The organism is Nocardioides sp. Z38_18 (assembly GCF_058215695.1).
Genome location: NZ_JBZAJE010000001.1, coordinates 1,823,320 through 1,842,769 on the forward strand (window position 1 = coordinate 1,823,320; position 19,450 = coordinate 1,842,769).

Consider the following 19,450-nt stretch of genomic DNA (forward strand, 5'->3'; position numbering starts at 1 on the left):
ACCCCCCTTGACGTGGCCCTAGACTGGCTCAGTGAGCAATTCCACACGTGATCTCGGACTGGTCGACAGCTACGGACGTGTCGCCGCGGATCTGCGTGTCTCGCTCACCGACCGGTGCAACCTGCGCTGCAACTACTGCATGCCGGCCGAGGGGCTGGAGTGGCTGCCGACCGAGGAGACGCTGACCGACGACGAGGTCGTCCGGCTGGTCCGGATCGGTGTGGAGAGCCTCGGCATCCGCGAGGTGCGGTTCACCGGCGGCGAGCCGCTGCTACGCCGCGGCCTGCCCGACATCGTGGCCCGTACCAAGGCGCTCTCCCCGTCGCCGGAGGTCTCCCTGACCACCAACGCGCTCGGCCTCTCGCGCACCGCCGGGGCGCTCGCTGCGGCGGGTCTGGACCGCGTCAACGTCAGCCTGGACACCGTTCGCCGCGACGTCTTCCACGAGATCACCCGCCGTGACCGCCTCCACGACGTGCTGGAGGGCCTCGCAGCCGCCCAGCGGGCGGGACTTGGCCCCGTCAAGGTGAACGCCGTGCTGTTGCGCGGGGTCAACGACCGGTACGCCGCAGAGCTGCTCCGCTTCTGCCTCGAGCACGACTACCAGCTCCGGATCATCGAGCAGATGCCCCTCGACGCCCAGCACGGCTGGTCGAGGGAGGCGATGGTGACCGCGGAGGAGATCTTCGCCGCGCTGGAGTCCGAGTTCGAGCTGACCCCCGACCCCGAGCACCGCGGCAGCGCGCCCGCCGAGACCTTCCTGGTCGACGGCGGCCCCGCGAAGGTCGGCGTGATCGCCTCGGTGACCCGGCCGTTCTGCGGCGACTGCGACCGCGTCCGCCTCACCGCCGACGGCCAGGTCCGCAACTGCCTGTTCGCCCGCGAGGAGTCCGACCTGCGCAAGGCGCTCCGGGGCACCGCCACCGACGCCGAGATCGCCGACCAGTGGCGCCTCGCGATGATGACCAAGCGCCCCGGCCACGGCATCGATGACCAGTCCTTCCTCCAGCCCACCCGCTCGATGTCCGCCATCGGAGGCTGAGCGAAGCGAAGCCTCCGAAAATGGCGGAGGTCGACGCGTCACGAGACCGGGTGAGGAGCGAGCGAGGCCAAGCCACGGCTGGCGAGGCCCCCTACCCGGCTTCGTGCGGGGCGACCTCGCGGAGGAACTTCCGCGCGGAGAGGAAGTCGGAGAGGCTCTGGCGGTGGTCTTCGCAGGCGAGCCACACCTTGCGGCGGTCGGGGGTGTGCAGCTTGGGGTTGTTCCAGCGGAGCTCGTTCGTCGCAGGCGTCTGGCAACCCTTGGCCGAGCAGATCGCCGGGCCCTGGTCGTCGCTCATTGCAGCTCCCGGTGGGTGTCCTGCGGGCCGACGAGGTCGGCTCCTTCGACGCGTGTGGTCGCGGTGTTCGCCACCACCACGGCGATGTAAGGAAGGATGAACGCGCCGGCGACCAGCACCCACCGGAACCAGTTGTCGCCGACGACCACGGCGCCCAGGAAGCACAGGGTCCGCACCGCCATCGAGAACATGTAGCGGCGCCGGCGAAGGTCGATGTCGTCGTGCCTGCTGGTCGCGGCCGTGGTGATCCGAACCGCCTCGGGCTCGCGTCGTGCCCTGCCTCCTGCTGCCACGTCCACCAGCCTACGTCGCGAGTACGGCAGCCCCGACCCGACGTGACATTCTGGGGCCCCACACCACCGAGCACAGGAGCGCCGATGTCCAACCGCACCTACCGCATCACCGAGATCGTCGGGACCTCTCCCGAGGGGATCGACCAGGCCGTCCGCAACGGCGTCGAGCGGGCCGCGCGCACCCTGCGTCACGTGGACTGGTTCGAGATCACCCAGGTCCGTGGTGCGGTCGTGGACGGCCAGGTCGAGCATTTCCAGGTCGGGCTCAAGGTCGGGTTCCGCCTCGAGGACGACTGACCCACCCGTGTCGTCGCTGGTCGAGCTGAGGGTCCTCGAAGGGCCCAACCTCTACTTCCCCCGTGCCGCCGTCAAGCTCACCCTGGACGTCACGTCCCTGGCGGAGGCGCCCGAGGAGGAGGTCCGCAGGCTGGCCCAGCGGCTCGGCATCGCCTCGATCCGGCCCGGGGTACCGCTGAGCGGGTTCCGCCAGCGGTCCCTGACCCGGTTGCTGGTCAAGCTGGTACGCCGGATCGCGGCCGAGGCGGGCACGACCCGGCTCGGCGTACGCGTCCGTCCGACGGCGCAGCCGGAGCTGATCGTGGTCGCCTACCCCTGGCGTGACCGCAACCGCGCCCAGGCGCTGGGGGAGGCGGTCGCCTCGGTCCTCGACGACCTCGGCACCGCCGAGGTGGGCGTGCTGGTCGAGCGTGCCGCCGAGCACGTCTCGTCGGTGGACCGCGGACCCTCGCCCACGACGATCCGGCCGCGCGTCCCGGTGGTCGCGGTGACCGGCACCAACGGGAAGACCACCACCTCGCGGATGATCGCGCACGTCGCGAGGCAGGCCGGTCACCACGTCGGGTGGTCCAACACCGACGGGATCTACCTCGACGGCCGGCTCGTGGAGGCCGGCGACTACTCCGGGCCCTCGGGCGCCGGCCGGGTGCTGGCGTTCCCGGGCGTGGACTTCGCGGTGACCGAGACCGCGCGGGGCGGCGTGCTGCTCAAGGGGATCGGGGTGGCCAGCAACGACGTCTCCGTGGTCACGAACGTGACCGCGGACCACCTCGGGCTCCAGGGCATCGACACCGTGGACCAGCTCGCCGAGGTGAAGAGCGTGGTCCCCCGGATCACCAAGAGGTCCGGGTGGGCGGTCCTCAACGCCGACGACCCCCGCGTCCTGGCCATGCGCAGCGTGACCCCCGCCCGCCCCTGGGTGTTCACCCGCGACCCCGACTCGCCGGCCCTGCGCGAGGTCCTGGCCCAGGGAGGACGGGCCACCACCGTCATCGACGGCTGGATCACCGTGCTCGAGGGCAACCGGGCCGACCCCCTCGTGGAGGTCGTGGACGTGCCGATGACCCTGAGCGGCCTCTCCCGGTTCAACGTCGAGAACGCGCTCGCCGCGGCCTCGGCGTCGCTCGCGGCCGGCATCCCCGCCGGCCACGTCGCGGCCGGGCTGCGCTCCTTCCTCCCCGACGCCGAGCACAACCCGGGCCGGATGAACTTCTTCACCCTGCCCACCCCGGCAGGGGAGGTCACCGTGGTGATGGACCTGGCCCACAACGAGGCCGGGCTGGAGGCGATGATCGAGATCATGCGCGGCGTACGCGCCCCCGGGCGGCGCCTGCTGCTGGGGCTGGGCGCCGTGGGCGACCGCCAGGACGTCCTGCTCGAGATGCTCGGGGAGATCGCCGCCCGGGACGCGGACGTGGTGGCTATCGGGCACAAGGAGAAGTACCTGCGCGACCGCACCGTCGGGGAGCTCGACGCGCTGCTCCGCGCCGGGGCGGCCCGGGTCGGCGTCACGGAGATCGAGTCCTACCCGACCGAGCTGGCCTCCCTGGAGGCTCTCGTGGCGCTGGCGGAACCCGGCGACGTGGTGGGACTGATGTGCCACGCCGAACGCCAGGAGGTCTACGACTGGCTCGCCGGGAACGGCGCCACCCCCGACTCGCCCGAGCAGCTGCGGGACAAGGTGCTGCGGGCCGCCGAGCGGGGCTGAGTCCCCGCCGCGACCGCGATCAGGCATGCTGGCCCATGGACGGGGTCATCTCCTGGTCCGGCCCCCACGCGGCCGCCTGTTCGACCGAGACCCCGCCACACCCCCACCAGGGAGAGGGACTAACCATGAGCGACGACAACAGTCGGCTCGCAGTACTCATCGACGCCGACAACATCTCGGCGAAGGTCGCGAAGGACATCTTCGAGGAGCTGGCCAGCTACGGCACGCTGACAGTGAAGCGGGCGTACGGCGACTGGACGACCAGCCAGCTCAACGGCTGGAAGGACCAGCTGCACGCCTACGCCATCGCCCCGATGCAGCAGTTCGCCTACACCGTCGGCAAGAACTCGACCGACTCCGCGCTGATCATCGATGCGATGGACCTGCTCTACGCGGGCCATCTCGACGGGTTCGTGCTGGTCTCCAGCGACAGCGACTTCACCCGGCTGGCCACCCGGCTGCGGGAGTCGGGGATGAAGGTCTACGGCGTCGGGGCCAAGAAGACCCCGCGGGCCTTCCGTGACGCGTGCGACAAGTTCACCTTCCTCGAGGTGCTGCGGGCCGACAACACCGAGGCCGATGTCCCGGTGACAGCTGCTCCGGTCACCGAGGACGAGGCGGCCACCCCCGAGCCGGTGCGCGACACCAAGGGCGGCAACCTGCAGAGCATGCTGACCAAGGCCCTGAACAAGACCGCGGGGGAGGACGACTGGGCCGCGCTCGGATCACTGGGCAGCCACCTGAACCGGACCGATCCTTCCTTCGACCCGCGCACCTACGGGTTCGCCAAGCTCAGCGACCTCGTCAAGGACCAGCCCTTCCTGGAGACCAGGTCCGTCGAGGGCGACTCGGGGCGGGCCCAGGTGTGGGTGCGGCTCAAGCGACGCGGGGGCAGCGCGCCGAAGAAGGCCGCGGCGAGGTCACCCCGCAAGGCGAAGGACGAGCCGGCTCCCCAGGCGGACGAGCCGACCCCGGTCAAGGCACCCGCGCCCGAGCAGTCACCCGAGCGGGCGCTTGAACCGGCACCTGAGAAGGCTGCCGAGCAGGCACCTGAGCCAGTTGCTGAGCAGGCACCTGACCCAGTTGCCGAGCAGGCACCTGAGAGGGCCGTCCGGAAGAGGACCATCCGGACCACCCGGAAGACTGCCGCGAAGGCGCCCGAGGAGCCTGCCGAGAAGCCCGCCGAGAAGCCCGCCGAGAAGCCCGCCGAGAAGCCTGCCCAGGAGCCCGCTCAGAAGACTGCTGAGCCCGCGTCGCGAGACCGCGACGAGGAGCCGGTGAAGAAGGCTCCTGCGCGCCGGCGTACCACCCGGAAGGTCTCCGCGACGAACGCACAGGCCCCGGTAGAGCCCTAGGCCGGGACGCTGCTCAGGCCTCCGGCGGCGGCGTGTAGTCAGGATCAGCGACCCGGCTGGCGTCACCGCCTGAGGTGGCGCCGGCCTGGGCGTGCGGGGACCAGTTCTCCAGCTCGGCCATCACCTCGCCGTGCTTGTCCACGCACACGATCAGCAGGTCACCGCGGTTGGCGCGACTCATCGCGTGCCGGACTGCCTCGATCTCGTCGACGATCACCTCCAGCTGCTTGCACCGGACCCCCTCGTCCATGGCGGTGCGCACGCCCTCGGCCACCAGCGCCGCGGTCTCGCCGCGAGCGCGTCCCCGCAGCGCCTCGTCCTCACGCACCACGACCACGTCGAAGTGGTGGGCGGCGATCTGGCCGAGCTCCCGCATGTCCTCGTCGCGCCGGTCACCCGCGGTGGCGATCACGCCGATCCGGGAGGGCTTGCCCAGCTCGCTTCCCGAGTCGAGGCTGTCACCGAGCCGGTCCACGAAGTCGCCCAGCATCTTCATGCCCGGCGCGTTGTGGCAGTAGTCGATGATCACGTTGACGCCGTTGACCTCGATCTCGTTGAGGCGACCGGGGGAGAGGTAGTAGCTGGTGGAGAACGTGCGCAGCCCCTGACGGATGTCGTGCAGGGGGGCGCCCGCGGCGAACGCCGCCGCCGCGGCCGCCAGGGCGTTCTGCACGTTCATCCGGGCCCGGCCCGAGAACGTCGAGGGCAACAGGTGCGTGAACGCGAGCTGCATGTCGCGCCCTCCGTGGCGTACGACGATCATCTCGCCGCGCTCGGTGGCGTGCAGCACCAGCGCCTTGCCACCGCGACGGCAGTGGGCGTCGATCAGGTCACGCTCCTCCGACCCGGGGGCGGCCATCGAGAACCACACCACCTGTCCGGAGCAGCGGCGTCGCATCTCCCGCACCAGCGGGTCGTCGGCGTTGAGCACGGCGTGCCCGTCGCGCGGCACGGCCTCCACGAGGACCGCCTTCACGTCGGCGAGCTGCTCGACGGTGTCGATGCCGCGCAGGCCGAGGTGGTCGGGCTGCACGTTGAGCACCACGGCGACGTCGTTGCGCTCGTAGCCCAGGCCCTCGCGCAGGATGCCGCCGCGGGCCACCTCGAAGACCGCGAAGTCCACGCGCGGGTTCTGCAGCACCATCCGGGCGCTGCGCGGGCCCGAGGCGTCGGCGCGGATGACGAGCCGTTCGTCGATGACGACGCCGTCGGTCGAGGTCATCCCGACCTTGCGTCCCATGCCCTTGAAGATGTGGCTGATCATCCGGCTGGTGGTGGTCTTGCCGTTGGTGCCGGTGACCGCCACGATCGGGATCCGGCTCGGGGCGCCGGGCGGGAAGAGCATGTCGACCACGGGCTTGGCGATGAACTGCGGTTCGCCGATGGTCGGGTGGGTGTGCATCCGGAACCCGGGTGCGGCGTTGACCTCGCAGATCGCCCCACCGGTCTCGCGGACGGGCTGGGTGATGTCGGGGCAGATGAAGTCGATGCCGGCGATGTCGAGCCCGATCATCCGGGCCGCCTCCTCGGCGATCTCGGCGTTCTCCGGGTGCGCCTCCAGGGTGCGGTCGATCGAGATGCCGCCGGTGGACATGTTCCCGGTGAGGGCCAGCTTCACCATCTCGCCCAGCTCGGGCACCGAGGACAGGGTGTGCCCCTGGCTGGCGAGCACCTCCTCGGCCACGGGGTCGATCCGGATCCGGGTGAGGATCTTCTCGTGGCCGACGCCGCGCCTCGGGTCGGCGTTGGTGTCGTCGACGAGCTGCTGCACGGTGCGGTCGCCGTCACCGATGACGTGCGCGGGGACGCGCTCGGCGATCGCGGCGACCTTGCCGTCGATGATCAGGCACCGGTAGTCCTTGCCGGTGATGAACGACTCCACGACCACGGTGCCGCCGCGGGACTGGGCCTTCGCGATGTCGAAGGCCTCCCGGACGGCGTCGTCGTCGTCGAGGTTCAGGCACACCCCTCGGCCGTGGTTGCCGTCGATCGGCTTGACCACGACCGGGAAGCCGATCCGCCGGGCCATCGCGACCGCCCGGTCCGCCGTACGCACCGATTCCTGCTTGGGGACCGGCAGCCCGGCCGCGCTCAGCAGGCGGGTGGTGAGGTCCTTGTCCGAGGCGATGTCGACCGCGATCGAGCTGGTCTCGGAGGTCATCGTCGCGCGGATGCGCTTGGCGTGCACTCCCTGGCCGAGCTGCACCAGCGAGTGCTTGTTCAACCGCAGCCACGGGATGTCGCGGGAGACGGCCTCGTCCAGGATGGCCTGCGTGGACGGGCCGAACGCCGTGCGCTGCGCGCGCAGGATGAACGCGTCCAGCTCGTCGGCGAAGTCGAGGTCGGGGTCGGCCTCGACGAGGTGGTTGACCAGGCGTACGGCGAGCCGGCCCGCCTCGAGGCCGACCTGCTCGTCGACGTAGCCGAAGATGATGTTGTAGTGCCCGCGCTTGCCCTTGACCTGCCGGGTCTTCCCGCGGCGGATGTCGTGGCCGACGATCTGCTGGAGCGCCAGGGCCGCGTGCTCGGCGACGTGACCGAGCCAGGTGCCCTCGTTGAGCCGCTCCACGAAGCCGCCGCGGCGCCCGCGTGAGCAGGAGTGCTCGCGCAGGCCGGGGAGCGCCTCGAGGAGGTGGTCGGTGAACCCGGGGATCGTGTTCGTCGGGTAGTCCTCGAGCACGCCGAGGTCGACCACGAGGTGGATCGCCTTGTCGTAGGACCAGACGTTGGCGCCGCGGTAGACACGGGTCTCCAGGATCGCGAGGTCGGCGGTCGGCCGGCCTCCGGAGCCCCGGACGCCCGCTCGGTCGTTCGTGTCGGTCACTGGGTGGCTCCTCTGCTTCGTCGGGCGATGCGGCGGCGCAGGACCTGGGGCCCGATGTCACCGGCCGCGATGTCACGGGCCATCTTGCGCAGGTCGCTGTTGGCGCCGGCGAGCTCGTCGGCCTCGTCGGGGTCCGCGGGTGGCCGGGAGGACAGCAGCACCCTGGCCTGCAGGTCGAACACGGCGCCCGCGGGCAGCACGTGCAGCGCCACCCCGGAGGCCAGGATCGGCCGGTGCTCGTGCGCCTCGTGGGCGTTGGTGACCATGTGGGTGCCGTCCATCAGGGTCACCGACCCGCGGCCCACGACCCTGAGCACCTGGGTTTCCTCGGTGGTGCTGATGATCGCGGCGGTGTCCTCGTCGACGCCCATCCCGAGCAGCTGCGGGCTCTGCGAGACGATCATCAGCAGCCGGCCGTAGCGGTTGCGCTGGGCGAAGTGCTGGTCGATCACGCAGTTCGGCACCAGCCCGAGACCGGCCGCGACCTGGGTCATCCGCTGCTTGGGGGTCGAGCCCCCGGGCCCGAAGGCCACCATGTGCGAGGACTGGATGCTGGCGCCTGCGGAGGTGCCGGCCACGGTGACCCCGCGGTGCCGCGCGTCGACGATCGCCTGCCCGAACGGGGTGCCGGAGATCACCGTGGAGAGCTTGAGCTGGTTGCCCCCGGTCATGAAGATGCCGGTCGCGCGGTCCAGCTCGGCCACCAGCGCCGGGTCGCCGGCCTGGGCCCGGCTCTCCGGGCGCACGGCGTACACCTCCGCGGCACCGAGCCGCTCGAACAGCGCGGCGTACACCTCGATGATCTCGGGTCCCAGCGAGGAGGCCGTCGGGATCACCGCGATCCGGGCCTCCGCACCGCCCGCCCGCTCCACGAACTCCCTGAGCACCGTGCGCTTGCCGAGCTTGTCCTCGGCCCCTCCGATGACGAGCAGGTCGCCTTCGCCGTTCTCGGGATCCCGTGGCATGACAGGAAGCCTAAGGGGTCCTAGAGTGACCTCGGTGAGCCCGTCTTCTCCCGATTCTGCTGCGGTGCCACGCAGGTTGCTCGTGGTGATGCGACACGGCAAGGCGGAGAGTTTCGCCGAGGACGACCACGGGCGTCGGCTCACCGACCGGGGGTGGACCGAGGCCCTCGCCGCAGGTCGCTGGCTGGCCCGCCACGACCTGGTGCCCACCCACGCGTTCGTGTCCTCGGCCACCCGCACCCAGCAGACCTGGAACGCCGTGGTGACCGGCTCCGGGACGCAGGCCCGGGCCAGCGTCGAGGACGCCGTCTACTCGGCCGACACCGAGGGCGCGCTGGACGTGCTCCGCGGTGCGCCCGCGGACGCAGAGGTGGTGCTCTACGTCGGGCACAACCCCACCGTGGCCTCGCTCGGCCACCTGCTCGACGACGGGACCCCCGACGCCGAGGCGTTCCGCGCGCTCAGCGACGGCTTCTCGCCCGCCTCGCTCGCGGTGCTGGAGATCTCCGTGCCCTGGGCCGACCTCGAGCTGGCCACCGGCCACCTGGTGGCGTTCCACCCCGGTGGCGGCTGAGCCCAGGATCAGATCAGCGGTTCGGGGGTGGTGATCCCGGCCTCGGCGTCCGCGGCCACGATCTCCTCGCGGCTGATCCCGAGCAGGTAGAGCACGGCATCCATGTAGGGGACGTTCACCGCTGCGTGCGCGGCCTCCTGCACGACGGGCTTGGCGTTGAAGGCGATCCCCAGCCCGGCCGCGTTCAGCATGTCGAGGTCGTTGGCGCCGTCCCCGATCGCGATGGTGGCACTGACCGGTACGCCGCACTCGGCCGCGAACCGCCGCAGCGCGGAGGCCTTGCCGGCCCGGTCGACGATGTCGCCGACCACGCGTCCGGTGAGCTTGCCGTCGACGATCTCGAGCTCGTTCGCCATGGCGAAGTCGATCCCGAGGTCCGCCGCGAGCCGGTCGGTGAGCTGGCTGAACCCGCCGCTGACGATGGCGAACCGGTAGCCGAGCCGCTTGAGCACCCGCACGGTGGTCCGGGCGCCGGGGGAGAGCACCAGCGCGTCGTAGACCTTGTCGAGGACGTCGGCGTCGAGGCCGGCGAGCAGGCCGACGCGCTCGCGCAGGCTCTGTGCGAAGTCGAGCTCGCCGCGCATCGCCCGCTCGGTGATGCCGGCCACCTCGGCCTCGCAGCCGGCGTACGCCGCCAGCATCTCGATGACCTCTCCCTGGATCAGGGTGGAGTCGACGTCCATCACGATCAGCCGCATCCCGCGACGGAGCAGGTTCGCGGCCTGGACGGCGATGTCGACGCGCTGGACCGCGGCCTCGCGGGCCAGGATGTCGCGCAGCCGCTCCGGGTCGACGCCGGAGACGTGCAGGTCGATGGCCGTGATCGGGTAGCGCGCCATCCGCTCGATCCGGTCGATGTTGGCCCCGGTGTCGGCGATCCGGCCCGCGATGGCGGCCATCGCCTGGGACTTCAGCGGGGTGCCGAGCACGGTGACGTGGCTGCGTCCCCGCGGGCGGGGCCGGTTGTCCCCGGTGCCCCGGTCGACGTCGAGGGTCATCCCCAGGTCGGCCGCGACCTGCTCCATCGCGCTGCGCAGGGACTTCCAGTCCCGGGGCGCGCTCACCAGCACGCCCAGGATCAGCCGGCCGCGCAGCACGATCTGCTCGATGTCGATCACCTCGACCCCGAACCCGGCCAGGGTGTCGAAGACCAGGGACGTCACGCCCGGACGGTCCTTGCCGGTCAGGGTGATCAGCAGCGTCCGCGGCAGGTCGCGGGTCTTGTCCTCCGGCACGGGACGAGGTTAACCGGGCGCGGTCCCGCCGGCTCAGTCGGTCCGCGACGAGCAGGCGCCCACCAGGGCGCGCCTCGCTGCTCGGTCGAGGTCGTCCAGCGCGGTCCGCCTCCGGTCCATCTCGTACGCCGACACGGCCCCTCCCGGGTCCCGGCGGGCCAGGGCGACGATGTCGAGGCAGAGCACCGCCCGCTCCGTCGTCTCGAGCCGGCGGGCGTCGTACCCCGGAGGCAGCGGCAGCGGGGACCGGTGGCGCAGGTTGAGCAGCAGGTCAGGGATGTCGGGCTGCCACGACGCCACGTCGAGGTCCACCAGCCGCTGCGTGGCTTCCGCGAGGGTGATCCGGAGCTCGGAGGCGGTCTCCCGCTCGTCGACCCACGGCGCCGGGTTCGCGGGATGGGCGTGCCAGACGACCACTCGGGCGTCCTCCACCGGGACCAGCCCCACCGAGCCCGCGACCACGGCCTCGCCGGCGTCCAGCGCCGCGAGGTTGAACGCAGCCGGGCCGCCCAGCCCCAGCGGGTCCCCGGAAGCGGGCAGGGCGAGCGAGACGCGCCCGGACAGGGCCGCCGGCAGCTCGTGCAGGTCCAGGTCCCCACGCTCGGGCAGTCCGGTGACGAGGTGCCGCGGGGCATCGCCGCGCACGGCGTCGGCCAGGTCGTCGGGACCCGCACGGCCTTCCTGCACGGCATCGAGCCAGGTGCACAGCACGGCCGACATCGGCAGAGCACTCATCTGGGCAGCCTAGGCGCACCCGGCCCGATGACCCTCAGCACCTGTCGCGCTAGGTTGGCGGCCGTGAACGCCGTACTCGAGCTCGCATCCGTCACCGTCAGGCGCGGGCAGGCCACCCTGCTCGACAACGTCGACTGGGCGGTCGAGGAGGACGAACGCTGGGTGATCCTGGGACCGAACGGTGCCGGCAAGACCACCCTGATGCAGATCTGCTCGGCCCAGATCCACCCGACGTCCGGGGTCGCCGGCATCCTGGGCGAGGTCGTCGGAACGGTCGACGTCTTCGAGCTGCGCCCCCGCATCGGCTGGACCAGCGCCGCGGTCGCCGAGCGCATCCCGCGGCACGAGATCGTCCGAGACGTGGTGGTCTCGGCCTCCTACGGGGTGGTCGGTCGCTGGCGCGAGCACTACGACGAGCTCGACCACGACCGGGCCCGCGAGCTGCTGGTCGAGGTGGGCGCCGCGCCGCTGCTCGACCGCACCTTCGGGACCCTGAGCGAGGGCGAGCGCAAGCGGGTGCAGATCGCGCGGGCACTGATGACCGACCCCGAGCTGCTCATCCTCGACGAGCCCGCGGCCGGGCTCGACCTCGGCGGCCGTGAGGACCTCGTCGCGACCCTCTCCCGGCTGGCCCTGGACGAGGACGCCCCGGCGACCATCCTGGTCTCCCACCACGTCGAGGAGATCCCCCCGGGCTTCACGCACGCGCTGATGCTGCGCGAGGGCCGGGTCGTGGCCGCGGGGCCGCTGCCCGAGGTGATGACCGAGCAGGTGCTGAGCGAGACCTTCGGGATGCGGCTCAGGCTGCGCGAGGAGGACGACCGCTACACGGCGCGCCGGGTGGTCTGAGCGTTGCGGGCGGTTGGGTAGGGTCCACGCATGGACTGGCTTCGGGACCACATGTGGGAGAGCTGGCTGGCGCTTGCGGTTCTGCTCGGTGTGCTCGAGCTGGTCAGCCTCGACCTGTTCCTGGTGATGCTGGCCGGTGGAGCCCTCGTCGGATCCGTCACCGCGCTGCTCGGCGGCCCGATCCCGCTGCAGATCGTGTTCGCGATGATCTCGGCGGTGGGGCTCCTGGGCGTCATCCGCCCGGGCGTCGTACGCCGCCTGCACAGCGGGCCCGACCTGAAGACCGGCGCCGAGGCGCTGATCGGCAAGCGGGCGACCGTGCTGCGCGAGCTGACCCACGCCACCCCGGGGCGGGTGAAGATCGAGGGCGAGGAGTGGACCGCGCTCCCCTACGACGAGGACGACCGGATCGAGCCCGGCGAGCTCGTCGACGTGGTACAGATCAAGGGCGCGACGGCCTACGTGCTGCGTGTCCAGAGCCTCGGGTCATGACGACCCGAGCACACGGAAGAAAGTAGGGGGTCCCGCAATGGGTTCGGCAATCCTCATCCTGTTCGCACTGTTCCTGGTCTTCGTGGTCCTGGTGCTGGCGAAGACGATCCGGATCGTCCCGCAGGCGCGGGCCGGGATCGTGGAGCGGTTCGGCAAGTACAAGAACACGCTCTCGCCAGGCCTCAACGTGGTCACCCCCTTCGTGGACCGGGTGCGCTACGTGATCGACATGCGTGAGCAGGTCGTCTCGTTCCCGCCCCAGCCGGTGATCACCGAGGACAACCTGGTGGTCTCCATCGACACCGTCATCTACTTCCAGGTCACCGACCCGGTCTCGGCGACCTACGAGATCGCCAACTACATCTCGGCCGTCGAGCAGCTCACGATGACCACCCTGCGCAACATCGTCGGCGGCATGACGCTCGAGCAGACCCTGACCTCCCGCGAGGAGATCAACCGCGGGCTTTCCGGGGTGCTCGACGAGGCCACCGGCCGCTGGGGCATCCGCGTCGGCCGGGTGGAGATCAAGGGGATCGACCCGCCGCCCTCCATCAAGGACTCGATGGAGAAGCAGATGCGCGCGGACCGCGACAAGCGTGCCGTCATCCTCACCGCCGAGGGGCAGCGACAGTCCTCCATCCTCACCGCGGAGGGCAACAAGCAGGCCGCCATCCTCAACGCCGAGGGTGACCGTGAGGCGCTGATCCTGCGCGCCCAGGCCAACCGGGAGGCCGCGATCCTCAAGGCCCAGGGTGAGGGGCAGGCCATCCAGACGGTCTTCCAGGCCATCCACGACGGACAGCCCGACCAGGCGCTGCTGGCCTACCAGTACCTCCAGATGATGCCCAAGATCGCCGAGGGCTCGGCCAACAAGGTCTGGGTGGTGCCCTCGGAGATCACCAAGGCGCTCGAGGGCCTGGGCTCCGCCGTGCACCAGGCGGCCGGGATCCCGCAGAAGGTCGACGGCCCGCGCAAGCGCGTGGAGGTGCCGGTCATCGAGCCGGACACCGACTCCGACGCCTCGCTTTCCAGTGCGCACGCCGAGGTGCAGAAGGCGATCGCTGCCGCGGAGGGGGCTGCCCGGTCCGCAGGCGGTACGCCGACCCCGGACGGAGCGCCCGCCGCACCGTCGGTGCCGCAGGACACCACTCCCGCAGAGCCGCCGACGCCGTTCCTGACGGACCCGGGTGATCCCACGGGAGAGGCGCCCACCGCCAGGTGAGCCCCGTGGAGGTGGTCGCCATCCTGCTCGCAGGGGTGGCGGCCGGAACGATCAACACCGTGGTGGGGTCGGGAACGCTGATCACGTTCCCGACCCTGCTGGCGTTCGGGATCCCCCCGGTGACGGCCAACGTGTCCAACACCGTCGGCCTCGCGCCGGGCTCGCTGTCGGGTGCGATCGGCTATCGGGCCGAGCTCGCGGGGCAGCGGTCCCGGCTGGTCTGGCTGGGCAGCGCCTCACTGGTAGGCGGAGTCGCCGGCGCCGTACTGCTCCTGGTGCTGCCGTCGGCGGCCTTCGACACGATCGTGCCGGTCCTGATCCTCCTAGGCTGCGTCCTGGTCATCCTCGGGCCCCGCATCTCCCGGCGCGTCGCCCAGCGGGCCGCGGGACACGGCGGGGTGCCCGACCGCGGACTGTGGTGGGTGTGGCCGGCGGTCGCGCTCGCGGGCGTCTACGGCGGCTACTTCGGCGCCGCCCAGGGCGTGCTGCTGATGGCCATCCTCGGCATCGGTGTCGTCGACTCGATGCAGCGCCACAACGCCACCAAGAACGTGCTCGCCCTGCTGGTCAACGGCATCGCGGCCGTGATCTTCGCCTTCGTCGCCGACGTGGACTGGTCCGTGGCCGGCCTGCTGGCCCTCGGCTCGATCGTGGGCGGCCAGATCGGCGCCACCGTCGGCCGCAGGCTCCCCGCAAACGTGCTGCGCGCCATCATCGTGGTGGTCGGGCTCGTCGCGGTGGTGGCGTTCGTCTTCCCGCTCTGAGCTGCTCGTAACGCGGATCGAACGAAGGCCGGCTGGCTCACTCCTCCTGGAGGGCGAGCGCACCGTTCGCGACGGCGCCGGCGGCGACCAGGGCGAGAGCGACCCCGGCCTTCTTCGTGACGGCTCCGCTGGCGGCGGCGGTGATCCCGGTGAACACGTCGGCCGCATCGATGGCGACGCCCACCTGCACCAGCCGGCGCCGGGCTGCGCCCGTCGAGGCGAGGGTGAGGCCGCCGAGGGCGATCTCGCGGGAGGCGAACATGCGGGTCATGTAGGGCAGGGACCGGTTCGCGGCGCCGTCGAGCATCAGGGCCTTGGCGGCCAGCGAGGGGGAGACGAGGGCGACTGTGCCCAGGGCGATGCGGCCGAGTGCCAGGCCGGTGATGGGATCCATGGCGGTGAGGCTAGCGGTGCGCGGGCGACCTGTCTGTTCAGTCCACGTAGGCGGACAGGAACCGGTCGAGCTCGCCGAAGACCATCCCGCGGGCGGGCTCTGGGGAGAGGGTGACGTCGTGCAGCGCGCCGGGCACCTGCACGATCGTGACGTGGCGGGAGAGCCGGGCCGCGCGCCTGCGCATCCGCTCCACGTCGAGGACCACGTCGGTGGCAGCCAGGTCGGCCGGCGAGAGCGCCGTACCCGATCTCGTCGAGCTGACCAGCAGGACGGGCGCGTCCACCTCGAGGCCGCGCTGGATCCGCGCCTGCCCCGTCCGGACGGCCCGGATCCAGCCGGCGTACACCGGCCAGGAGTGCTCCGGCTTCCAGGCGAGGTCGAAGTCCCACTCGCCGCCGAAGTCGCGGTGGAGGCTGCGGGTGTACCCGCCGCTGACCTCGCGCGGCACCAGGCGCATCGGCTGGTAGCGGCCGATCCGGTGGATCGCGGGCATGGCGAGCAGCCGGGTGAAGGCATCGCCGTGCATGTCGATCCAGGGAGCGTTGAGGAACAGGCCCGCGGCCCGGTGACGCCGGTCGTGCAGCCACAGCGGCACCGTGAGGCCACCGGTGGAGTGCGCCGAGAGCACCACGTGGTCGTGGTCACGGGTGATCCGGGCGAACGCGAGGTCGAGCTCCTCGTAGTACGTCGCGAGGTCCGCGACGTAGTTGGGGGTCTGGTGAGGGAGCAGCGAGCGGCCGTACTTCCTCAGGTCCAGCGCGTAGAAGTCGTAGCCCCGGTCGACCCAGAAGTCGGCCGCCGCGGTCTGGAAGAAGTAGTCGCAGAAGCCGTGCACGTGCAGCACGGCCTTGCCCGTCGGAACCTCCGCGGGGCGGTGCACCAGGGTCGCGACGACCTCGCCCTCGGCGTCGGGCCGCAGCGCCAGCGTCTCCGAGGTGTACGGCGCCCCCAGGATGTCCTCGCGCGCCGATGCCATGCGCGCGATCTTGCCATGGGACCCGGCCTACAGCAGCGCCCGGCCGAACTCGACGACCAGGGCGGCGCCGCTGACCAGCAGCAGGAGTCCCGCCACCCGTAGCGCGTACCGGTAGCCCCGGTCCCCGAGACGTCGCCGCCCCCTGCCGGCGAGCAGGGCTACCGCGATCTTGGCCCCGACCAGGAGCAGGTAGAACGCCGCCACGAAGGCGACCGCCCCCACCGGTCCTTCGCGCCAGGCCGCCAGGGTCAGGGGGCCAAGCGCCGTGGCCCACGCGATCCACGGGTGCGGGCTGAGCAGGTTGACCACGGCACCGTCACGCAGGGCCCGCAGCGTCGAGGGCCGGGACTGCGCCTCGGCGGCGGACAGGGAGGCAGTGGCCGCCTCGCGCCAGGTGCCCACGCCCAGCCAGGCCATGAACACCCCGCCGAGCACCCCGATGACCGCGAGCGCCTCCTCCGGCAGCTGACCGAGCACCAGCAGGGTCAACGTGACGACCACCAGGTCCGAGAGCAGCGGCGCGCACGCGACCACGACCCCGGCCCGGGCTCCGGAGCGCAGCGCCGAGGTGATCGTCAGGAACAGCAGCGGCCCGGGACTGATGCCGGCGGTGAGGCCGATCGTGGCGCCCAGCAGCAGCAGGTCCACGTGAGGAGGTCATCCGATCTGAGAAGTGTGGGCAACCGGCGCAAACGGGGACCGGCCCGATGGTCAGTGCTGGTAGGTGCCCTTCACGATGGCGCGCCCGGCCGTCTTGAAGGCGAGGTTGAAGCTCACCACGGCGGGGGAGGCGTCGGAGTCGACACCGAGGGTCTCCTCCTTCACCGCGTGCACCACGAAGTAGTAGCGGTGGACCTGGTCACCCTCGGGGGGAGCCGCGCCCATGAATGCCTTGGTGCCACCGTCGTTGCGGCACATGAACGCGTTGCCGGGCAGGTCCGCGCCCTCGGCGCCGGCACCGGCGTCCAGCGAGGTGACGTCGGCGGGGAGGTCGACCAGCACCCAGTGCCAGAAGCCGGAGGGGGTGGGCGCGTCCGGGTCGAAGCAGGTGACCGTGAAGCTCTTGGTGCCCTCGGGTGCGTCGCTCCAGGACAGCTGCGGTGAGCTGTCGCCTCCCGAGGCGACCTGGTCGTCCTTGAGCGGCTCGCCCTCGGTGACGTCGGCACTGGTCACCGTGAACGACGGGACGCGCGGGAGCAGCTCGTAGGGGTCTGGGTGGACTGGGCGCTCGAGAGTCATGGCCTGAACATAGTCCGCGGGGTGAACCCGGCACACGGACCCCACGTCGCGAGTCCGCACAATGGACCCGTGACATCCCATTCTCGAACCCCCGGCGACTTCCCCACCTACCCGGCCGGGCTGCGGCTCGCCGGGCGCCGGGTCCTGGTGGTCGGCGGGGGCAACGTCGCCCAGCGCCGGGTGCCGACGCTGATCGCCGCCGGGGCCGTGGTGCACCTGGTCTCGCCCGAGGTCACCCCCGCCATCGAGGGGCTGGTCGGATCAGGCGAGGTGCTCTGGATCCGCCGAGGTTTCGCCGACGACGACCTCGAGGGCGCGTGGTACGTGATGGCCGCGACCGACGACTCGGCCGTCAACGAGCGGGTCAGCGAGCTCGCCGAGCAGCAGCGGATCTTCTGCGTGCGGGCCGACGACGCGAACGCCGCCACGGCGTTCACCCCCGCGGTCGGCAGCCACGGCGGCATCACCGTCGCCGTGATGGGCAGCTCCGCGGCCGACCGCAACCCGCGCCGCTCGGCCGGCGTACGCGACGACATCGTCGCCGGGCTCCGGGAGGGCTCGGTGACCTCGCGCCACCACGTCGACGGCCCTGCGGGCGTGGTGCTGGTGGGTGGGGGACCGGGGGACCCCGAGCTGATTTCGGTGGCGGGTCGCAAGGCCCTGATGGAGGCCGACCTCGTCGTCGCGGACCGGCTCGCACCGCGTGAGCTGCTCGCCGAGCTCCCCTCGGACACCGAGATCGTCGACGTCGCCAAGCTCCCGCGCGGTCGCTCGGCCACCCAGGACCAGATCAACCAGATCATCGTCGACGCGGCACTGGCCGGGCGGCGGGTGGCGCGGTTCAAGGGCGGTGACAACTTCGTCTTCGGGCGGGGCTACGAGGAGGTGCTGGCGTGCCGCGCCGCGGGGGTGCCCGTCAGCGTCGTACCCGGCATCAGCAGCCCGCTGGCCGTGCCCGCGATGGCCGGGATCCCGGTGACCCATCGCGGGGTCACCCACGACCTCACGATCGTCTCCGGGCACCTGCCGCCCGGGCACCCCGAGTCCCTGGTCCAGTGGGGCGCGCTGGCCAGCCTCCGCGGCACCCTGGTGCTGATGATGGCCGTGGAGAACGCGCCACTGATCGCCGAGGTGCTGCTCCGCGGCGGACGCGACGCCGACACCGCGGTGGCGGTCGTCTGCGACGGCACGATGCCCACCGAGCGCACCGTGCTCTGCACCCTCGGCACGCTGGCCGGAACCCTGGACTCCGAGAGCGTGCAACCGCCCGCGATCATCGTCGTCGGCGAGGTGGTGCGGGTGGCGTTCCCCGACCGCTACGCGACCGGGGCTGCCGCCGCGAAGGACGCCTGAACGTGGCGACGTACGTCGAGATCTCGGACCCCGAGGACCCCCGGCTGCACGACTACCGCAACCTGCGCGACGTACAGCTGCGCCAGTCGCTGGAGGCCGAGCACGGGCTGTTCATCGCCGAGGGCGAGAAGGTGGTGCGCCGTGCCGTCGAGGCGGGGCACCCGGTGCGCTCGTTCGTGATGGCTCCGCGCTGGCTGGAGGGGCTCGCGGACGTGCTCGACCGCACCGACGCCCCCTGCTACGTGCTGGCGGAGTCGCTCGCCGAGGAGGTCACCGGCTTCCACGTCCACCGCGGGGCGCTCGCCTCGCTGGCCCGGACCCCGCTGCCCTCGGTGGAGGAGGTGCTCGACGGCGCCCGCACGGTCGTGGTGTGCGAGGAACTGGTGGACCACGCGAACCTCGGCACCATCTTCCGCTCGGCCGCGGCGCTCGGCGTCGACGGGATCCTGCTCGCCCCCCGGTGCGCGGACCCGCTCTACCGCCGGTCGATCAAGGTGGCGATGGGCGCGGTCTTCGCGCTGCCCTGGACCCGCCTCCCCGACTGGTACGACGCACTGCCCACCCTCGCCGAGCACGGGTTCACCACCGTCGCCCTCACCCTGGCGCCGGGCGCCGTACCGATCGAGGAGGCGGTGGCCGGCCAGGAACGGGTCGCGCTGGTCCTCGGCTCGGAGGGGCACGGGCTGTCCTCGCGGTGGGAGCGAACCGCCCAGCGGTGCGCGGTGATCCCGATGCGCGCGGGGATCGACTCGCTCAACGTGGGGGCGGCCTCGGCGATCGCCTGTTACGAAACCGCTCGCAGAGAACTGGCCCCGAAATGAGGGTTGTCCCCTAT

Annotated in this window: 21 protein-coding genes; 11 read left to right on the forward strand and 10 right to left on the reverse strand. The window is 71.7% G+C overall.

Annotated elements, in window-relative coordinates; genetic code table 11:
* Window positions 1-31: 31 nt before the first annotated feature.
* Window positions 32-1,042 carry a GTP 3',8-cyclase MoaA gene (gene moaA / locus AC4BGC_RS08795; RefSeq protein ID WP_490555215.1) on the forward strand — a complete coding sequence of 337 codons (1,011 nt, stop codon included), beginning with the start codon at window positions 32-34 and terminating at the stop codon, window positions 1,040-1,042.
* 91 nt (window positions 1,043-1,133) lie between these two features.
* On the opposite strand, the gene AC4BGC_RS08800 is transcribed toward moaA, so the two are convergent.
* Together AC4BGC_RS08800 and AC4BGC_RS08805 are read right to left on the reverse strand one after the other, a co-directional pair.
* A complete protein-coding gene (locus AC4BGC_RS08800; protein ID WP_490555216.1) occupies window positions 1,134-1,340 on the reverse strand; it encodes an acetone carboxylase in 207 nt (68 codons plus the stop codon).
* A complete protein-coding gene (locus AC4BGC_RS08805; RefSeq protein WP_490555217.1) occupies window positions 1,337-1,633 on the reverse strand; it encodes a DUF3099 domain-containing protein in 297 nt (98 codons plus the stop codon). The genes AC4BGC_RS08800 and AC4BGC_RS08805 overlap by 4 nt, the downstream gene beginning before the upstream one ends.
* Before the next feature lie 84 nt (window positions 1,634-1,717).
* Between AC4BGC_RS08805 and AC4BGC_RS08810 the strand changes: the two genes are divergently transcribed.
* From AC4BGC_RS08810 to AC4BGC_RS08820, 3 genes are all read left to right on the forward strand, one after another.
* On the forward strand, window positions 1,718-1,930 hold the full coding sequence (locus AC4BGC_RS08810) for a dodecin (protein WP_490544211.1): 213 nt from the start codon (window positions 1,718-1,720) through the stop codon (window positions 1,928-1,930).
* Window positions 1,931-1,937: 7 nt separating this feature from the next.
* The gene (locus AC4BGC_RS08815) at window positions 1,938-3,638 is read left to right on the forward strand and encodes a Mur ligase family protein (protein ID WP_490555218.1); all 1,701 of its coding nucleotides are present in this window, start codon (window positions 1,938-1,940) and stop codon (window positions 3,636-3,638) included.
* A gap of 125 nt (window positions 3,639-3,763) precedes the next feature.
* The gene (locus AC4BGC_RS08820) at window positions 3,764-4,993 is read left to right on the forward strand and encodes an NYN domain-containing protein (protein ID WP_490555219.1); all 1,230 of its coding nucleotides are present in this window, start codon (window positions 3,764-3,766) and stop codon (window positions 4,991-4,993) included.
* Window positions 4,994-5,006: 13 nt separating this feature from the next.
* Here the strand turns inward: AC4BGC_RS08820 and cphA are convergent, their stop codons facing one another.
* Both cphA and AC4BGC_RS08830 read right to left on the reverse strand, forming a co-directional pair.
* Complete coding sequence (gene cphA, locus AC4BGC_RS08825) at window positions 5,007-7,817, reverse strand: cyanophycin synthetase (protein WP_490555220.1); 2,811 nt, start codon at window positions 7,815-7,817, stop codon at window positions 5,007-5,009.
* Window positions 7,814-8,782 carry a cyanophycinase gene (locus AC4BGC_RS08830; protein ID WP_490555221.1) on the reverse strand — a complete coding sequence of 323 codons (969 nt, stop codon included), beginning with the start codon at window positions 8,780-8,782 and terminating at the stop codon, window positions 7,814-7,816. Before AC4BGC_RS08830 ends, cphA begins: the two co-directional genes overlap by 4 nt.
* Before the next feature lie 34 nt (window positions 8,783-8,816).
* Between AC4BGC_RS08830 and AC4BGC_RS08835 the strand changes: the two genes are divergently transcribed.
* Window positions 8,817-9,356: a SixA phosphatase family protein gene (locus tag AC4BGC_RS08835; protein ID WP_490555222.1), complete on the forward strand. Its 540-nt coding sequence runs from the start codon at window positions 8,817-8,819 to the stop codon at window positions 9,354-9,356.
* Window positions 9,357-9,364: 8 nt separating this feature from the next.
* Here the strand turns inward: AC4BGC_RS08835 and serB are convergent, their stop codons facing one another.
* On the reverse strand, window positions 9,365-10,591 hold the full coding sequence (gene serB, locus AC4BGC_RS08840; RefSeq protein WP_490555223.1) for a phosphoserine phosphatase SerB: 1,227 nt from the start codon (window positions 10,589-10,591) through the stop codon (window positions 9,365-9,367).
* A gap of 33 nt (window positions 10,592-10,624) precedes the next feature.
* Window positions 10,625-11,326: an Rv1486c family protein gene (locus AC4BGC_RS08845; protein WP_490555224.1), complete on the reverse strand. Its 702-nt coding sequence runs from the start codon at window positions 11,324-11,326 to the stop codon at window positions 10,625-10,627.
* Window positions 11,327-11,389: 63 nt separating this feature from the next.
* Between AC4BGC_RS08845 and AC4BGC_RS08850 the strand changes: the two genes are divergently transcribed.
* The 4 genes from AC4BGC_RS08850 to AC4BGC_RS08865 are packed head-to-tail and all read left to right on the forward strand — an operon-like array spanning window position 11,390 to window position 14,653.
* Complete coding sequence (locus AC4BGC_RS08850; RefSeq protein ID WP_490555225.1) at window positions 11,390-12,175, forward strand: ABC transporter ATP-binding protein; 786 nt, start codon at window positions 11,390-11,392, stop codon at window positions 12,173-12,175.
* A gap of 30 nt (window positions 12,176-12,205) precedes the next feature.
* A complete protein-coding gene (locus AC4BGC_RS08855; protein WP_490555226.1) occupies window positions 12,206-12,667 on the forward strand; it encodes an NfeD family protein in 462 nt (153 codons plus the stop codon).
* Window positions 12,668-12,704: 37 nt separating this feature from the next.
* On the forward strand, window positions 12,705-13,889 hold the full coding sequence (locus tag AC4BGC_RS08860; RefSeq protein WP_490555227.1) for an SPFH domain-containing protein: 1,185 nt from the start codon (window positions 12,705-12,707) through the stop codon (window positions 13,887-13,889).
* Complete coding sequence (locus tag AC4BGC_RS08865) at window positions 13,886-14,653, forward strand: sulfite exporter TauE/SafE family protein (protein WP_490555228.1); 768 nt, start codon at window positions 13,886-13,888, stop codon at window positions 14,651-14,653. The genes AC4BGC_RS08860 and AC4BGC_RS08865 overlap by 4 nt, the downstream gene beginning before the upstream one ends.
* Before the next feature lie 37 nt (window positions 14,654-14,690).
* On the opposite strand, the gene AC4BGC_RS08870 is transcribed toward AC4BGC_RS08865, so the two are convergent.
* From AC4BGC_RS08870 to AC4BGC_RS08885, 4 genes are all read right to left on the reverse strand, one after another.
* The gene (locus AC4BGC_RS08870; protein WP_490544199.1) at window positions 14,691-15,047 is read right to left on the reverse strand and encodes a hypothetical protein; all 357 of its coding nucleotides are present in this window, start codon (window positions 15,045-15,047) and stop codon (window positions 14,691-14,693) included.
* 37 nt (window positions 15,048-15,084) lie between these two features.
* Window positions 15,085-16,023, reverse strand: coding sequence for an alpha/beta hydrolase (locus AC4BGC_RS08875; RefSeq protein ID WP_490555229.1), 939 nt, complete (start codon window positions 16,021-16,023; stop codon window positions 15,085-15,087).
* Window positions 16,024-16,050: 27 nt separating this feature from the next.
* Window positions 16,051-16,671, reverse strand: coding sequence for a LysE family translocator (locus AC4BGC_RS08880; protein ID WP_490555230.1), 621 nt, complete (start codon window positions 16,669-16,671; stop codon window positions 16,051-16,053).
* A 63-nt stretch (window positions 16,672-16,734) separates the two neighbouring features.
* A complete protein-coding gene (locus AC4BGC_RS08885; protein ID WP_490555231.1) occupies window positions 16,735-17,262 on the reverse strand; it encodes a YbhB/YbcL family Raf kinase inhibitor-like protein in 528 nt (175 codons plus the stop codon).
* Between the two features lie 69 nt (window positions 17,263-17,331).
* On the opposite strand from AC4BGC_RS08885, the gene cobA reads away from it, so the two are divergent.
* The gene (gene cobA / locus AC4BGC_RS08890; RefSeq protein ID WP_490555232.1) at window positions 17,332-18,615 is read left to right on the forward strand and encodes a uroporphyrinogen-III C-methyltransferase; all 1,284 of its coding nucleotides are present in this window, start codon (window positions 17,332-17,334) and stop codon (window positions 18,613-18,615) included.
* 2 nt (window positions 18,616-18,617) lie between these two features.
* The gene (locus AC4BGC_RS08895) at window positions 18,618-19,436 is read left to right on the forward strand and encodes a TrmH family RNA methyltransferase (RefSeq protein WP_490544194.1); all 819 of its coding nucleotides are present in this window, start codon (window positions 18,618-18,620) and stop codon (window positions 19,434-19,436) included.
* Window positions 19,437-19,450: the final 14 nt, after the last annotated feature.

What these genes read in the sequence shown, in the direction of transcription:
- AC4BGC_RS08800 (WP_490555216.1), bottom strand. Translation starts at nt 1,340, where the DNA reads ATGAGCGACGACCAGGGCCCGGCGATCTGCTCGGCCAAGGGTTGCCAG.
- AC4BGC_RS08810 (WP_490544211.1), top strand. Translation starts at nt 1,718, where the DNA reads ATGTCCAACCGCACCTACCGCATCACCGAGATCGTCGGGACCTCTCCC.
- AC4BGC_RS08820 (WP_490555219.1), top strand. Translation starts at nt 3,764, where the DNA reads ATGAGCGACGACAACAGTCGGCTCGCAGTACTCATCGACGCCGACAAC.
- AC4BGC_RS08830 (WP_490555221.1), bottom strand. Translation starts at nt 8,782, where the DNA reads ATGCCACGGGATCCCGAGAACGGCGAAGGCGACCTGCTCGTCATCGGA.
- AC4BGC_RS08845 (WP_490555224.1), bottom strand. Translation starts at nt 11,326, where the DNA reads ATGAGTGCTCTGCCGATGTCGGCCGTGCTGTGCACCTGGCTCGATGCC.
- AC4BGC_RS08855 (WP_490555226.1), top strand. Translation starts at nt 12,206, where the DNA reads ATGGACTGGCTTCGGGACCACATGTGGGAGAGCTGGCTGGCGCTTGCG.
- AC4BGC_RS08860 (WP_490555227.1), top strand. Translation starts at nt 12,705, where the DNA reads ATGGGTTCGGCAATCCTCATCCTGTTCGCACTGTTCCTGGTCTTCGTG.
- AC4BGC_RS08870 (WP_490544199.1), bottom strand. Translation starts at nt 15,047, where the DNA reads ATGGATCCCATCACCGGCCTGGCACTCGGCCGCATCGCCCTGGGCACA.
- AC4BGC_RS08875 (WP_490555229.1), bottom strand. Translation starts at nt 16,023, where the DNA reads ATGGCATCGGCGCGCGAGGACATCCTGGGGGCGCCGTACACCTCGGAG.
- AC4BGC_RS08885 (WP_490555231.1), bottom strand. Translation starts at nt 17,262, where the DNA reads ATGACTCTCGAGCGCCCAGTCCACCCAGACCCCTACGAGCTGCTCCCG.